The organism is Salinivibrio sp. AR647 (genome assembly GCF_001995415.1).
Taxonomy (GTDB): Bacteria; Pseudomonadota; Gammaproteobacteria; order Enterobacterales; family Vibrionaceae; genus Salinivibrio; species Salinivibrio costicola.
The window spans coordinates 209046-223691 of record NZ_MUFE01000002.1 but is presented as its reverse complement, the minus strand read 5'-3'; the positions used below and the strand labels follow the sequence as shown (position 1 = coordinate 223691).

15 protein-coding genes are annotated in these 14646 nt (G+C 49.3%); 6 read left to right on the top strand and 9 right to left on the bottom strand.

Features of this window, described 5'->3' with window-relative positions:
* Nucleotides 1-7: 7 nt before the first annotated feature.
* Both BZG76_RS03570 and BZG76_RS03565 read right to left on the bottom strand, forming a co-directional pair.
* Nucleotides 8-979 (bottom strand): lytic murein transglycosylase, encoded by a 972-nt coding sequence (locus BZG76_RS03570; protein WP_021022433.1) that lies wholly within the window; start codon nt 977-979, stop codon nt 8-10.
* Nucleotides 980-989: 10 nt separating this feature from the next.
* Nucleotides 990-1265: a YcgL domain-containing protein gene (locus tag BZG76_RS03565; protein ID WP_021022434.1), complete on the bottom strand. Its 276-nt coding sequence runs from the start codon at nt 1263-1265 to the stop codon at nt 990-992.
* Nucleotides 1266-1533: 268 nt separating this feature from the next.
* On the opposite strand from BZG76_RS03565, the gene minC reads away from it, so the two are divergent.
* Genes minC through minE form a run of 3 tightly spaced genes read left to right on the top strand, consistent with a single transcriptional unit; the run spans nt 1534 to nt 3297 of the window.
* A complete protein-coding gene (gene minC, locus BZG76_RS03560) occupies nt 1534-2196 on the top strand; it encodes a septum site-determining protein MinC (RefSeq protein ID WP_077460183.1) in 663 nt (220 codons plus the stop codon).
* A 17-nt stretch (nt 2197-2213) separates the two neighbouring features.
* Entirely contained in the window at nt 2214-3026 is an 813-nt protein-coding gene (minD, locus tag BZG76_RS03555) for a septum site-determining protein MinD (protein WP_077460182.1), read from the top strand.
* 1 nt (nt 3027) lies between these two features.
* Nucleotides 3028-3297, top strand: coding sequence for a cell division topological specificity factor MinE (gene minE / locus BZG76_RS03550; protein WP_077460181.1), 270 nt, complete (start codon nt 3028-3030; stop codon nt 3295-3297).
* Between the two features lie 56 nt (nt 3298-3353).
* On the opposite strand, the gene rnd is transcribed toward minE, so the two are convergent.
* The 7 genes from rnd to BZG76_RS03515 all read right to left on the bottom strand — a co-directional run bounded on the left by rnd (nt 3354) and on the right by BZG76_RS03515 (nt 10923).
* The gene (gene rnd, locus BZG76_RS03545; RefSeq protein ID WP_077460245.1) at nt 3354-4487 is read right to left on the bottom strand and encodes a ribonuclease D; all 1134 of its coding nucleotides are present in this window, start codon (nt 4485-4487) and stop codon (nt 3354-3356) included.
* Nucleotides 4488-4572: 85 nt separating this feature from the next.
* Nucleotides 4573-6264 carry a long-chain-fatty-acid--CoA ligase FadD gene (gene fadD / locus BZG76_RS03540; protein ID WP_077460180.1) on the bottom strand — a complete coding sequence of 564 codons (1692 nt, stop codon included), beginning with the start codon at nt 6262-6264 and terminating at the stop codon, nt 4573-4575.
* Between the two features lie 121 nt (nt 6265-6385).
* On the bottom strand, nt 6386-7345 hold the full coding sequence (locus BZG76_RS03535; RefSeq protein WP_241824040.1) for an alpha/beta fold hydrolase: 960 nt from the start codon (nt 7343-7345) through the stop codon (nt 6386-6388).
* A 16-nt stretch (nt 7346-7361) separates the two neighbouring features.
* The gene (locus tag BZG76_RS03530; RefSeq protein WP_021022440.1) at nt 7362-7904 is read right to left on the bottom strand and encodes a Slp family lipoprotein; all 543 of its coding nucleotides are present in this window, start codon (nt 7902-7904) and stop codon (nt 7362-7364) included.
* A gap of 24 nt (nt 7905-7928) precedes the next feature.
* Complete coding sequence (locus BZG76_RS03525; RefSeq protein WP_021022441.1) at nt 7929-8228, bottom strand: hypothetical protein; 300 nt, start codon at nt 8226-8228, stop codon at nt 7929-7931.
* A 34-nt stretch (nt 8229-8262) separates the two neighbouring features.
* Nucleotides 8263-8958 carry a tRNA (adenosine(37)-N6)-threonylcarbamoyltransferase complex dimerization subunit type 1 TsaB gene (tsaB, locus tag BZG76_RS03520; RefSeq protein ID WP_077460179.1) on the bottom strand — a complete coding sequence of 232 codons (696 nt, stop codon included), beginning with the start codon at nt 8956-8958 and terminating at the stop codon, nt 8263-8265.
* Nucleotides 8959-10923 (bottom strand): ATP-dependent DNA helicase, encoded by a 1965-nt coding sequence (locus BZG76_RS03515; protein ID WP_077460178.1) that lies wholly within the window; start codon nt 10921-10923, stop codon nt 8959-8961.
* 158 nt (nt 10924-11081) lie between these two features.
* Here BZG76_RS03515 and purU point away from each other — a divergent pair, with 158 nt between their 5' ends.
* From purU to BZG76_RS03500, 3 genes are all read left to right on the top strand, one after another.
* On the top strand, nt 11082-11915 hold the full coding sequence (purU, locus tag BZG76_RS03510; RefSeq protein ID WP_021022444.1) for a formyltetrahydrofolate deformylase: 834 nt from the start codon (nt 11082-11084) through the stop codon (nt 11913-11915).
* Nucleotides 11916-12364: 449 nt separating this feature from the next.
* Nucleotides 12365-14095, top strand: a complete 1731-nt coding sequence (gene argS, locus BZG76_RS03505) for an arginine--tRNA ligase (RefSeq protein WP_077460177.1) — start codon at nt 12365-12367, stop codon at nt 14093-14095.
* A gap of 122 nt (nt 14096-14217) precedes the next feature.
* The gene (locus BZG76_RS03500) at nt 14218-14646 is read left to right on the top strand and encodes an HIT domain-containing protein (protein ID WP_077460176.1); all 429 of its coding nucleotides are present in this window, start codon (nt 14218-14220) and stop codon (nt 14644-14646) included.

Below are 14646 nucleotides of genomic sequence, written 5' to 3'. Positions count from 1 at the left end.
TAGGGTATCAATCAAATTTAATTCTATCGGCTAAATGACTAACCGCCAGAGCAAAGTAATGCGAGCGGTTCCACTTCAATAAGCTTTGATAATTATTGTAGACCAAATACGCTCTCCCCTTTTCATCATCAGGCTGAATGAGCCATGCTTTGATGTCGACCTTGGGTAACGCTTGGCCGTTCATGCGTCTTACGCCTTTCGTCTGCCAGTCACTTAACAATAAGCCCTTGTCTGCTCCGGTACCGAGTAGAGACCGATCAAGCTGTTCTGGAACTTGAACTTGCCGACCCCATGTGTAGGTATCATCCCAACCAGCTTGTTTCAGATAATTCGCTGCCGATGCAAAAACATCGGCCTCCGTTTGCCAAATATCCTTTTTACCATCTTGGTTGCCATCCACAGCATAATTAATAAACGAACTGGGCATAAACTGAGATTGCCCCATTGCTCCCGCCCATGATCCTTTCATGTCTTCGGGGGCAATATGACCTTGCTGTAATATTGTCAGTGCTGCCATGGTTTCTTTACGGAAAAAAGCTTCTCGACGGCCATCAAATGCCAATGTCGACAATGCCTCAATCACATTATAACTGCCTTGGAGCTTACCAAAGTTACTTTCAACGCCCCACAGGGCAACAATAAAACGTGGTTGCACCTGGTATTGTTCACCCACTTTTTTTAATGCGTCATAATGCTGATTGTAGAGCTTTTTCGCTTGCGCCACTTTCCAGTCTGGTACCGCACGGGGAATATACTCGTCTAAAGTAAGGCGCCGCTCAGGTTGATTTCGATCTGAGCTTACCGCACGTTCATGATATTCAATCCCGTCAAACGCTCGCTCGAGCAATGCATCGCTAATCCCTGCCTCACGAGCTTCATCTTTTAATGAGGCCACATATTGTTCAAATCCTGGCTTGGCCATCACTGGGCTAACGATTAATGCAGCCGCCATACAGGCTGAAATCATACCTTTGCGCATAGTCTTCCTTTTACAGTTTTTCGTTTCTGTTACGAATAGCCTGCAGCGCTACGTCCGGAGGTGGGGGCAGCTGTACAAAAAACCCCTCCTCTTGCAGGCTTTGCTTTACCTTGGTGATATTGACCACCGCAAGCTTTTCACGCTTGTCTAAGTCAATCATCATTGCGAACTCTGGTTGCCCAAAGCTGTTCATCAGCGCCTCTGGCACATCATCGAATTTATCTTTCTCTGCAAGATAAAGATAGGTGCCTTCTTTCTTTTTGCTTCGATAAATTGCGCAATACATCTCAAAAGTCCTCACGAGCATGCCATAAAACAGGCGATAAATTGTCATCCTCGGGCAAAGGTTTGTTAAACTTTACCGCAAAGTGTATCAAAACACGTATTTGCGGTGGTTTCTCACTATAAAGCTAAAAAACATCATTAAAACGAGAAATCTGACTCGAAAAGCAAACCTTGCTTGCCGCATCCGTGCTGTGAATATACCATGCTATTCAACGTCTGATAATGCGCGTCTGACTCGTGTTTTAACGACAGAACCGGGATCGAATCACATGCTTAAACAACCGGAGTTGAAAGGCTCTACTTTCACCCTATCCGTCCTCCATCTTGTTGACGATAACTTCGCCGCGGCGGCTGATGTGCTGGCCGAGAAGGTCACTCAAGCACCTGGTTTTTTTGAAGGTGCCCCCGTTGTGGCTGATGTTCAACGCCTTTCTCAATGTCCTGACATCAGTGCGTTAAAGCGCTGTTTACAGGCAACGGGAATGATTCTTATCGGACTGACTGGGGTCACGCACAACCATACACGCCAACTTGCGCTAGATTCGGGACTGGCCGTGCTTAAATCAAGTAAGCAGTCACGGATCGCAGATCCGATACAAACGCCAGCAAAAGTGGTCACCGCGCCTGTTCGTTCCGGCCAGCAAATTTATGCTAAAAACGCAGATTTGGTCATCTTGAATCATGTTAGCGCCGGGGCAGAAGTGATTGCCGATGGCAGCATTCATATTTATGGCGTGCTACGAGGCCGAGCAATTGCCGGCGCATGCGGACAAAAACAAGCACGCATTTATTGTCAGAACCTTCAGTCAGAATTATTGTCAGTGGCAGGTAGCTATTGGCTGAATGATAAGATTCCACCAGAACATGTTGAGCGGCCAGCCATGGTGTCGCTTAATCAAGAAAGCTTACAGATTGACCCCCTCACGCTATAACAGAATAAGGACGAGGAATGGCACGAATTATTGTAATTACTTCCGGCAAAGGTGGCGTGGGAAAAACCACCTCAAGTGCAGCATTAGCGACCGGATTAGCATTAACAGGCAAAAAAACAGCGGTTATCGATTTTGATATCGGTTTACGTAACCTGGACTTGGTGATGGGATGTGAACGCCGTGTTGTCTACGACTTTGTTAATGTCATTAATGGTGAGGCGAATCTCCATCAAGCACTGATTAAAGATAAACGCGTAGAAAACTTGTTTATTCTACCCGCTTCTCAGACACGCGATAAAGATGCGCTGACCAAAGAAGGGGTTGAACGTGTTTTAAAAGACATGGACGAGCTTGGTTTTGAATACATTATTTGCGACTCTCCTGCGGGCATCGAGGCTGGCGCATTAATGGCGCTGTATTTTGCTGATGAAGCAATTGTCACGACCAATCCTGAAGTGTCATCTGTACGCGATTCTGACCGTATTCTTGGCATTCTTGACTCTAAATCACGCCGCGCAGAAAACGGTGAGGAGCCGGTTAAACACCATTTATTAGTCACTCGTTATAACCCTGCACGTGTGACCAATGGCGAAATGCTAAGTGTCGAAGACGTTGAAGATATTCTACGTATTCCTCTGCTGGGCGTGATCCCGGAAAGCCAGTCGGTATTACACGCCTCGAACAAAGGTGAGCCTGTTGTGCTTGACCAAGAGTCTGACGCAGGCCAGGCCTACGAAGATGCCATCGCTCGTCTGCTGGGTGAAGAGCGCCCCTTCCGCTTTATTGAGGAAGAGCGTAAAGGTTTCTTAAAACGCTTATTTGGAGGCTAATGTGGCATTGCTAGAATTCTTCCGGCCCACTAAGAAAAAGTCCGCCAACATCGCGAAAGAGCGTTTACAGATTATTGTTGCCGAGCGTCGTAGTGCCGATAGCCCTGCTCCAAACTATCTGCCTCAGCTTAAGCAGGATATCTTAGATGTCATCCGGAAATATGTCGATATTGCGCCAGACCAGGTATCGGTTAGCCTCGAGCAAGGGGATGATGATCTGTCTGTTTTAGAGCTAAATGTTACGCTCCCCGAGGAAGGAAAGGACCACTAATACGGCCCCTTTTTCTCAAAAACACGAAAGCGGTGCACGAGCACCGCTTTTTAGGTTTAGGCGGTTGGCTTTTTGGGAATAATCGCTAACAGGGCGTCGCCAATTAACGTGTAACGCCATCCTTTTGCCAACTCGGGGCGCTTCTCTTCTTGGCAATCGTCTCGCCATACCCAAGTAATCAGCTGATTCAGCTGTTTTTTGGAGCCAATAAACTCTGGCGCTAATCCAGCGTTATCAGCCGCTTCTTGCACTTTTTCTTTAATTGCTTTGATCACTGCTTTATAGCCTGGTTCATCAACCAATCGTGTCAGCGCTGGCGKGCATTTATCCGCAGTCACCTTGTCAGCCTGTTTTGCGATTTTTATCAGTGTTTGTGCATGATAGCGAATTTCAAAGCGATCAAACCCATGTTCCTGCATTTGCTCTACTGTGCGTATATCGTATCGCGCCATTTTCCAAAGGTGCTGTTCTTTGACGATAAAATTAAGCGCCATATCACGACGTCGTGCCTCTTTGGCTCGCCATTTTGCCAACGCTTGCAATACTGCCAATTGTTGTGGATTCAACTGCCAAGCATATTTAATCTCTCGATAGACAGCATCATCCGCCTTTGGCTGCTGTTTTTTCAGGCAAAGCAGTGCGCACTCCTCGACGATAGCCTCTTGCCACGGTGTCTGCGCTAAGGCGTCAGACAACGCCTGATAAAGTGGCATCAAATAGTAAACATCTGCTGCGGCGTAGTGCTTTTGCTTGTCGGTCAGTGGCCGTGCACACCAGTCAGTGCGTGACTCGCCCTTGTCCAGCGCCACACCGACATAACGCTCAACTAAGCTTGCAAACCCTTCCGATACACCATGGCCTAAAAATGCTGCCATGATTTGGGTATCAATCATTGGTGTCGGTAGCGCACCCGCATGGTGTAGAAACACCTCTAAGTCTTCACTGCTCGCATGTAGTACTTTGGTCACGCTGACGTCGGCCATCAGTGCCCACAAAGGCGATAAATCGTCAATCGCGATAGGATCGACTAGCGCGAGGCACTCCCCGTCATAAAGCTGAACTAAGCCCAGCTGAGCATAGAAAGTGCGAGTGCGGACAAACTCGGTATCGACCATCACGGTTGCTTGCTGACGAAGACGCGTGCATATAGCCACGAGTTGTTGAGAAGAGGTGATCAGTTGATAGTTCACAAAAAAGCCCATAAAGAAAATGCCGGCGATGCCGGCATTTCGTGATTCGTTATCGCTAGTTTACCCTTTTCTGGGTCGGTTCGCATCAAGCCGACGCTTTTTGCGCAGGCGCCTCAGACTCGTCTCTTAACTCACGACGCAAAATCTTACCAACATTGGTTTTAGGTAATTCATCCCTAAATTCCACCACACGCGGTACCTTATAGCCCGTAAGATGCTTACGACAGTGGGCAACGAGATCATCTCGCGTGAGCGAGGGATCTTTTTTCACCACACAGATCTTCACCAACTCGCCCGAGTTTTCGTTAGGCTGGCCAATCGCTGCAACCTCGAGCACTTTTTCGTGCAGAGCGACCACGTCTTCCACTTCATTTGGGTAAACATTGAAGCCTGATACCAAAATCATGTCTTTTTTGCGGTCAACAATGTGCAAGAAACCATCATCATCAAACTGCACCACATCACCGGTCGCTAACCAGCCATGTTCATCAATGCTCTCCCGTGTGGCTTCAGGCCGATTCCAGTAGCCTTGCATCACCTGTGGGCCACGTACTAGAAGCTCACCGGGTTGATTATCGGCGACATCGTTACCTTCATCATCGACAATACGGACCTCAGTCGAGGGCACGGGCAAACCAATTGAGCCATTGTAGTCTCGCAGATCGTACGGATACGCGGCAACCAAAGGTGAGCATTCGGTTAACCCATATCCTTCGAGTAAGTGCTTACCCGTCAGTTTTTTCCAATTTTCAGCCACTGCACGCTGTACCGCCATGCCTCCTCCCACGGTCAAGCGTAGGTTCGAGAAATCGAGCTCATGGAAATCTTCGTTGTTGAGTAAGGCATTGAATAACGTATTTACGCCGGTGATCGCGGTAAATGGATATTTTTGTAGCTCTTTCACAAAGCCTGGAATATCACGCGGGTTAGAAATCAGTAAGTTCTGCCCCCCCATCTCGATAAACAACAGGCAGTTTACGGTCAACGCAAAGACGTGATAAAGCGGTAATGCAGTTACCACCACTTCTTCACCCGCATTAAGCACCGGCTGGTAGGTACCTTTTGCTTGATAGACATTCGCCAACATATTGCGGTGGGTTAAGATAGCGCCTTTCGCCAATCCAGTGGTGCCACCCGTGTACTGGAGGAAAGCGACATCATCGCCTTTCAAGAAAGGCTTAACGTATTGCATTCGGCGACCACGACTCAGCGTTTGGCGCATCGATGTGGCATGAGGTAAATGATACTTGGGTACCATTTTCTTCACGTATTTGACCACAAAGTTCACCAAGGTTCCTTTGGCGCGCGGTAGTTGCTCGCCTAAGCTGGTCAAAATCACATGCTTGACTGGGGTATTGTCGACCACTTTTTCTAATGTATGGGCAAAGTTACTGACAATCACAATGGCCTTTGCTCCCGCGTCCGTCAGCTGGTGCTCTAACTCACGAGGGGTATATAACGGATTGACGTTAACAGCAACACAACCGGCACGTAAAATGCCGAATAAAGCAATCGGATATTGCAGCAGGTTTGGCATCATGATCGCAACGCGATCGCCTTTTTTCAGCTTCAGCTCATTTTGCAAATAGGCCGCAAACGCGCGGCTACGCTCTTCCAATTTACGAAACGTCATCACCTGCCCCATATTAATAAAGGCAGTCTGGTCGGCGTACTGTTGAACAGAATGTTCAAACATTTCAACAAGGGAGCGATGAGCATCTGGATCTATTTCCGCCGGCACATCCGACGGGTAACGATTAAGCCATACCTTTTCCACTGGCTTTCTCCTATATTTCTGCTGGTCGGCTATTTTGCCCACTTCGATCGACGCAAGGTATAATTCAAACAAGTGTTTAACCTGCCTACCATAACGTTAACATTATTTTTACACGAGCATTTTAAGTGCGCGTTTGAATTTTGGTCACAAAATCCGTTATCAACGACACAGTTTGTTGCGGTTGTTGAAGGTGGCAATGATGGGTTCCGGGAAGCTCAGCGAGGGTGAGTTGTTGAAACCACGTTGCCCGGATGGCCGCATCTGTTGAGCGAAATGCAGGATACCCATCTGTCGCTCGAATCGCCAGTACTGGGCAATTGATCGCTCGAATAATCGACTCACTGTGAGCTGGCGACATTCGATAAAGCGCTTCTGCGTCTAATTTGCGGTCATGACGCCAGCGTACGCCTTGTGTACATACCGAAAGTCCTCGAGCCACCAAAGGCAGAAGTGACTCAAGCGACACTTTATTTATCGAGGCGCGTAACCGTAGCGCCTTAAGCGCCGAATCAAAGTAACGGGGGGCCTTTGCTCTTAAAATGGCCCGTTGATTCAAGCTGTTCACAAAACGTTCAGTGACCGTCTGCTCAGGTTCCGCGATCGGGCCGAGCGCTTCAATGGTCACCATGGCATCAATACTATCGGGGAAACTAGCCGCATAACAGCTAGCGACCACCCCACCCAGTGAATGACCCACCAGCACCACCGGCCCTGTGTGACCGAGCAGCGAGAGCGATGAGTGGTTCAGCACTTGGTGCAGATCATCAAGATAGTCAAAAAACGGATAATAATAATCACCGGGTTTGTGTTCCGATAAACCATGTCCTGGCCAATCAAACAGAATGAGCCCAAAATCTTGCGGCAATAAAGGAAGCAGCGAATGAAAACTCGCGAGATTATCTTGCCAACCGTGCATGAACACTAATGTCGGTGCGCCATGGCTGGGCGTACGCACAGCCGCCGCTACCTGAATGTCTGCAAGCGGGATAGATGTGGCAACCAACCCCGAGCAAAGGCCCACTTGCTCAGGGGGCTGGGCCAATAAAGCATCAAGCTTTGCACTTAACGGTGTGGATAGCATGGCGACCCGTTATGGGTTAAGGAAGGGTAATCACGCTTTGCACATGCCCGGTACCGACACCGATACGAAGTCGAGAACAATACGACCCGTAACAATACGGCCTGTCATCATCAATCACTTGTTGCTCAATATTCCATAATTGATGTCCTTTCACCTTAAGCACTGGGTAATCATAGGCGTACGCATCGACCATACCTTGCTGGCGTGAGTCAAAGTCGCCGAGAATGGTAATCGGCCGCCCTTTGGCATAATCAGCAGGCTCCACAAACCCATCAAAAACGGCTTTAAAACGCCCGAGGGATGAGGCCTTAATATCGGGACGTCCCGCATCTGAGATTGGTAAAGCTACGATTTCTACAACCGAGTCAGACTCCCGGTTGTTGACACCGACAATCATCCCGCCTAAGCGCACTTCCTCGCCTCGTTGCGCCTCAGTCATTTTCGCCACAACTGGATATTCAGTCACGGGCTGATCCATGCGTCCTTTGAGTGTCTCCGGCAACGTTGAGCAGCCGGTTAAAACCAAGGCACCAAGAACGACTAGCCAATAAGGTTTCATACAACACGCTCCTTTTGTGCGCCATTAAACGTATATATCGACCCCAACCAAGCTCAACAGTTCCTCTCGCCGTGTTTGGTTTAACACGGCGAAGTAAGATTCCATTGCCTGCCGACCTCGACCATCAGGTAAATCATACTGCACCTGTTGCTGCGCTTGCTCAGCTTGCGCAACCGACACTGGGTCAACGCGCTGGCGAACCGCGTTGGCAACTTGCGTCGTCTTCGGCGTTTGCTTGCGTGTGGCTTTCTGTTTGTTTGCCGCACGCTGGGATTGATTCGATCGGGTCGTCTGTGGGGACGGTACACCGTTAATCGATACCATATTCGCTTCCTATGCTCACCGACCGACTACCGGCCTACTCTCGCCCGGGTAATTTCTTCCACGTGACTTTATCTCGCAAATAGGTGGGGCTGGCTAGCTCGGCGGCCACCGCTTCTCCTGACTGGTACGCGTGTTGTGCAATCGCGATCATATCTTGCGCTTGCGGGTACAACACGTCTGACCTGACGCTTTGCAATCCCAACTGGGCCTCTAGATCAGGATAGGCAGGCCAGCCGGTTCCTGCCAATGTCCAAACACCTTGGTTCGAGTGAGGTGAAAGCGCATCGGGTGCGACGACCACTTCCTCACCTAAACACTGCCAACGGCCTGTTTGTGTGCGTTGGTACTGACCGACATATAACTCGCCCATCCGCGCGTCAATCGCAGCGAGGACACGGGTTGCGCCGCTCAGTCGGTAGCTTTGTGCCGCCATCGCCTCTAGCGTCGACACGCCAATCATGGGCAAATCCGCGCCAAAAGCGAGTCCTTGGGCAATACCAATACCAATGCGTACACCGGTAAAACTGCCCGGCCCGCGGCCGAACGCCAACGCATCCACCTGGCTGAGTGCGACGCCGGCTTCTGCCAGGACTTCATCAACCATCGGCAGGATCTTATTCGTGTGTTCGCGTGGGGCGATTTCACTGCGTGAAATAACATGATCGCCACAACTAAGTGCCACTGAACAATTCTCCGTCGCCGTATCGACGGCAAGTATTTTTAGCGTCATTTAACCCTCTATAGGTTGATGTGATAAATGCGAGTGAACGGTTTTATTGTCCGCCTCTGAGGGCGACAAAAAATCGTCAATATGGTTAAGCTCCCGTGTCCGTGGGATAGCAGGTAAACTGCGTAAAAAGGTCGCGCCATAGGCACGGGTGACTAAGCGGTTATCACAGATAATCAATGCGCCATAGTCTTGTTGATCACGAATCAATCGCCCCACGCCTTGTTTAAGCGTGATCACTGCTTCGGGAATTTGTACCTGAGCGAAGGGATCGCCACCTTGCAATTTGCAGTCTTCAATGCGTGCTTTTAATAAAGGATCATCCGGCGACGCAAACGGCAACTTATCAATGATAACGCAACTCAAGGCCTGGCCTCGTACATCAATGCCTTCCCAAAATGCCCCTGTCGCCACCAGTAGCGCGTTACCTAAAGACAAGTATTCTGCCAATAGGCGCTGTTTAGGCATTTCGCCTTGCATCAACACCGGCAATGACAACTGCTCGCGAAATAACGCCGAGAGCTCACGGACCATTTGGTGCGACGTGCAGAGAAAAAAGCAACGGCCTTGGTTGCGTTCAATCACCGGCCCGAGCATGGCGGCCAATTTATTCGCACGGCGATAACTATTGGTCTCAGGGACATGACGTGGCACACACAATCGAGCTTGTTCTGGATAATTAAACGGGCTTTCCAGCGTCATTTGTTGTTTGGCATCGATCCCTAATCGGTGATTAAAGTGGCCAAAATCTCCCTCTACGGCCAAGGTGGCCGAGGTAAAGATCCATGCACCGCCTTGTTCGGCCATTTGTTCACGAAAACGGTCCGCTACGGATAATGGCGTAATATTCAAGCTAAAATGATGGCGTGTACATTCATACCAGTAGGAATATCCGGTTATCGACGTATCGCGAAGGCGCGTTAATCGGGCTTTAAACAGCGTAATACGGTCAAATGCGGCATCCAATAACTGGCTTCGCCCAAGCGACAACTTGACAACGTCATGAACTAAATCGAGGGCATCGGACAGTCGCACCAGTTCTTTTTCAACCACGGGCGACGCTTGAAGCTCGCGCCAATTGCCTCGAAACCCTGGCTCCCCCATTACTAACCGCATATCCATCGCTGCTTGCGAGAGACGATCGGCCACTTTTTCCAGTTGGCGGGTGTCACGAAGTTCGGTCCGGTAGGCGATATGAATGTCTTTGGCCGCGTCTTGGAGTTGGCGACTCGACAAAGACTGGCCAAAATACTGGCTGGCAATATCGGGCAGTTGATGCGCTTCATCAAACACCATCACATCGGCATCTGGGATCAGTTCACCAAAGCCGGTTTCTTTGATGGCGACATCTGCCAAAAATAAATGATGATTAACCACCACCACATCGGCATCCATCGCACGACGTCGGGCTTTAACCACGTAACAGTCTTCATAGCTGGGGCAGTCTTTTCCCAGACAGTTATCATTGGTGGAGGTCACAACAGGAATGAGCGGACTGTCTTCGGCAAGCGCCTCACATTCACTCAAATCGCCCGATTCAGTATACGATGACCACTCACGAATTTTGACCAACTGACTCAGTTGTCCCGGTTCACTATCTGGGCGGTGACACTCGCTAATTTGCCGCTCTAAACGTTCAGGGCAAAGATAATTAACCCGGCCTTTGAGTAGCGCCGTGGTACCGGTATAGCCCAGCGCAGACTTCATCAAGGGTAAATCGCGATGGTAGAGCTGCTCTTGCAGGTTTTTCGACCCGGTACTGATAATCGCTTTTTTACCGCTTAACAACACCGGGGCCAGATAGGCATAGGTTTTCCCGGTTCCTGTGCCCGCTTCAACCACTAACTGGCCTTGTTCACGAATGGCCGTATCGACAGCGATCGCCATATCTGTTTGCGGTTGGCGAGGCACGAAGCCGTTAATGGCTTTAGCCAGCGCGCCCGTCTCTGAAAAAACCTTACGGATCATTGGATAAATACACAGGGGAAAGAGAGCATTATGCCAAACCCCCAAAATGGATCAAACCATTCAGGGTCGAAAGCCAAGATCACTGCGAAAATCACTTTGACCTAGCCCGCCAGACAGGGTAAAACCGAGGCTTTAATAATAAGCAGCACAGTATCAGCATGGAACGAAAAACACTACTCACGGATTGCCCTGACGCTCAAGGCTTAATCGCTACCATTACCAATATTTGCTACAAACACCAACTCAATATTATTCATAACCGCGAATACGTTGATCACGCCACCGGTCAGTTTTATATGCGCACCGAGCTGGAGGGAATTTTCAACGATCATACCTTGCTATTGGATCTTGACCACGCATTACCACCCGGTAGTCAGCGTCAATTAGTCAGTTCGCGTCGCAAACGTGTGGTGATCATGGTCACCAAAGAGTCGCATTGTCTCGGCGATATTTTGATGAAAGCGTATGACGGATCGCTCGATATAGAGATTGCCGCTGTGGTGGGGAATTACGATAAGTTACAGCCTTTAACCGAGCGGTTTGATATCCCGTTTCACTTTGTTAGCCATGAAGGATTAAGTCGCGACGAGCACGAGCAAGCGATGATTAAGGCCATTCAAGGCCACCAGCCTGATTATATTATTCTTGCCAAATATATGCGGGTGCTAACGCCAGATTTTGTCGCCCAATATCCGCATCGCATTATTAATATTCACCATAGCTTTTTGCCTGCTTTTATTGGTGCACGCCCCTATCATCAAGCCTTCGAGCGCGGGGTCAAAATCATTGGTGCGACGGCACACTTTGTCACCAACGATTTAGATGAGGGCCCTATTATTGGCCAAGATGTGATTCATGTTGATCATAGCTTTAGCGCACAAGATATGGCAAAAGCTGGCCGGGACGTAGAAAAAAGCGTGCTCAGCCAAGCGATCGCTCGCGTTATCGACGATCGCGTCTTCGTTCACGGCAATAAAACCGTGATCTTGTAACTCAGCCTCCTTATTTTCACCAAACCGCCATCGATTGCCAGCGCACCGGCGCTGGCCTCTACCTCATTGTTGAGATCATAAGAACCTGTGTAAGCAACTGGTTGATTTTATCTAAAAAGTGGTGTCATCTCGCACTACGACTTTGCCTTTAATGGCATCATAATTGGTAACCTCCGAGAGGGAAAAAAGGCTCGTTGTATTCCGGCGCGTAAAGATATCAAGGAAGGCGGTGAATAACTATTGCCAATGCCTGCTGTTTTATGGGTATCATTAGGGATCATCCGCGTCGATGAACGTCATGGTTCGCGACAATACAGCATCCCGCCAACACTGTGTTTGCACGCTTCATTCTCGCGCAATACAGTGTTGGCGGATTCTTGTATTGATAAGCTGGAAACCCACATAACGGGTCATTCATAATCAGCCCGGCTAGTAGTAAAGGTAAGCAAGTGAATATTCAAAGTCTTCTTAACGAAAAAGTTTCTGCCGCCATGGTTGCGGCGGGTGCGCCTGAGGGCACACCAGCAGCAGTGCGTCAATCTGCAAAACCACAATTTGGTGATTATCAGGCCAATGGTGTGATGGGTGCAGCCAAAAAGATCGGGACGAACCCGCGTGAATTTGCCCAAAAGGTATTGGATGCGCTTGATCTCGGTGAGATGGCAAGTCGCGCAGAGATTGCCGGTCCAGGCTTTATCAATATCTTTTTAAACGATCAGTGGCTGGCTAAACAGGCGGATATCGCCCTGTCCGACGCTCACTTAGGTATCGAGAAACAAGATAAGCAAAATATTGTCGTCGATTACTCGGCACCTAACGTTGCTAAAGAAATGCACGTTGGTCATTTACGCTCCACCATTATCGGTGATGCGGTGGTGCGTACATTAGAGTTTTTGGGTCACAAGGTTACACGGGCCAACCACCTAGGTGATTGGGGAACGCAATTCGGTATGTTGATTGCTAACCTCGAGCTGCACGAGTCACGCGGTGATGATATCTCTATGGAGCTGGGCGATATTGAAAACTTCTATCGTGAGTCTAAAGCGCGCTACGATGAAGACGAAGCCTTTGCCGCCACCGCACGTGACTACGTGGTGCGATTGCAGCGTGGCGATGCCTATTGCAAAGAGAAGTGGGAAAAGCTCGTTAAAGTCACGTTAGAGCAGAACCAGCAGAACTATGACCGTCTAAACGTTTCCCTGACACCAAAAGATGTCATGGGCGAGAGCCTTTATAACGATATGCTGCCGGGTATTGTTGAAGACTTAAAAGCGAAAGGCATCGCGGTCGAAGACGATGGGGCTCAGGTGGTCTTTCTCGACGAATATAAAAATAAAGATGGCGAGCCGATGGGTGTGATCATCCAAAAACGTGATGGCGGCTTTCTTTATACCACCACCGACATTGCTTGCGCCAAGTATCGCTATGAACAATTTAACGCTGATCGCGTGATGTATTTCATTGATTCACGCCAGCATCAACACCTAATGCAAGCCTGGACCATTGTTCGTAAAGCCGAGTATGTTCCGGAAACCGTTAGCTTGGAGCACCATGCATTCGGCATGATGCTGGGTAAAGATGGCAAACCGTTTAAAACACGTGCGGGCGGCACAGTGCGTCTTGCTGACCTATTGGACGAAGCAGAAACGCGTGCCAAAGCACTGATTGCTGAAAAGAACCCTGATATGGATGCGGCCGAGCAAGCGAATATCGCGACGACGGTTGCAATGGCAGCGGTAAAATACTCCGATCTCTCCAAGCACCGTACTACCGATTATATTTTCGACTGGGATCATATGCTGGCCTTTGAGGGGAATACCGCGCCTTACATGCAATACGCATATACCCGCGTTGCCTCAGTCTTTGCAAAATCAGGCGTCGATCGGGATGCGCTTGACGGTGAGATGATCATTGAGCACGAAAAAGAAAAAGCATTGGTTGCTAAGCTACTGCAATTTGAAGAAGCCGTGAAATCTGTAGCCCGAGAAGGACAGCCGCACTTAATGTGTAGTTACCTCTTTGAGCTTGCAGGCTTGTTCTCTAGCTTTTATGAAGCTTGCCCAATCCTGCTCTCAGAAGGACACACTCGCCAAAGCCGCTTGCGCATGGCCGCACTCACTGCGAAAACCATCAAGCAAGGTTTGGCGCTATTGGGCATCAATACGCTTGAACGCATGTAATGGCTAAGCGGACGATATAACCTGATAGCGAAGCCCACCTTGTCGGTGGGCTTTTTATTTGCCGTGACCCACTCGTAGGTTGTGATGTAAGCTGGCGAGATTCATTTCAATACGGAGTGGCTATGTCTTTTTCTCTTCACCCTCGTTTAGCCGCTGACAGCGCGTATGTCGGCGATTTTGCATTGTGCCAATTACGTCTTGCAGGCGCAGATTTTGGTCCATGGCTTTTGCTTATCCCTCGGGTAGATGGCATCGAAGAAATTCATCATCTTAGCCCAAGCGATCAACAAACACTCTGGCAAGAGTCCGCCCTAGTCGCAAGCTGTCTAGAATCTCTTTTTGCTCCCGATAAGCTCAATATTGCAGCAATTGGTAATCTGGTCCCGCAGCTTCATCTCCATCATGTTGCGCGATTTCGCGACGATGCAGTATGGCCCAATCCAATCTGGGGGCACCTCCAGGCGACGCCGCGCTCACCGTCACAGCAAACAGCACTTGTGAGTCAGTTTAGAGAGGCGCTTGTTACTCAAGGACTAACGGTTTTGTCGTGA

Coding starts and splice junctions, on each gene's coding strand:
- BZG76_RS03570 (WP_021022433.1), bottom strand. CDS start 979: ATGCGCAAAGGTATGATTTCAGCCTGTATGGCGGCTGCATTAATCGTT.
- BZG76_RS03565 (WP_021022434.1), bottom strand. CDS start 1,265: ATGTATTGCGCAATTTATCGAAGCAAAAAGAAAGAAGGCACCTATCTT.
- minC (WP_077460183.1), top strand. CDS start 1,534: ATGCTTAAACAACCGGAGTTGAAAGGCTCTACTTTCACCCTATCCGTC.
- minD (WP_077460182.1), top strand. CDS start 2,214: ATGGCACGAATTATTGTAATTACTTCCGGCAAAGGTGGCGTGGGAAAA.
- BZG76_RS03535 (WP_241824040.1), bottom strand. CDS start 7,345: ATGCTATCCACACCGTTAAGTGCAAAGCTTGATGCTTTATTGGCCCAG.
- BZG76_RS03530 (WP_021022440.1), bottom strand. CDS start 7,904: ATGAAACCTTATTGGCTAGTCGTTCTTGGTGCCTTGGTTTTAACCGGC.
- BZG76_RS03525 (WP_021022441.1), bottom strand. CDS start 8,228: ATGGTATCGATTAACGGTGTACCGTCCCCACAGACGACCCGATCGAAT.
- tsaB (WP_077460179.1), bottom strand. CDS start 8,958: ATGACGCTAAAAATACTTGCCGTCGATACGGCGACGGAGAATTGTTCA.
- BZG76_RS03515 (WP_077460178.1), bottom strand. CDS start 10,923: ATGATCCGTAAGGTTTTTTCAGAGACGGGCGCGCTGGCTAAAGCCATT.
- purU (WP_021022444.1), top strand. CDS start 11,082: ATGGAACGAAAAACACTACTCACGGATTGCCCTGACGCTCAAGGCTTA.
- BZG76_RS03500 (WP_077460176.1), top strand. CDS start 14,218: ATGTCTTTTTCTCTTCACCCTCGTTTAGCCGCTGACAGCGCGTATGTC.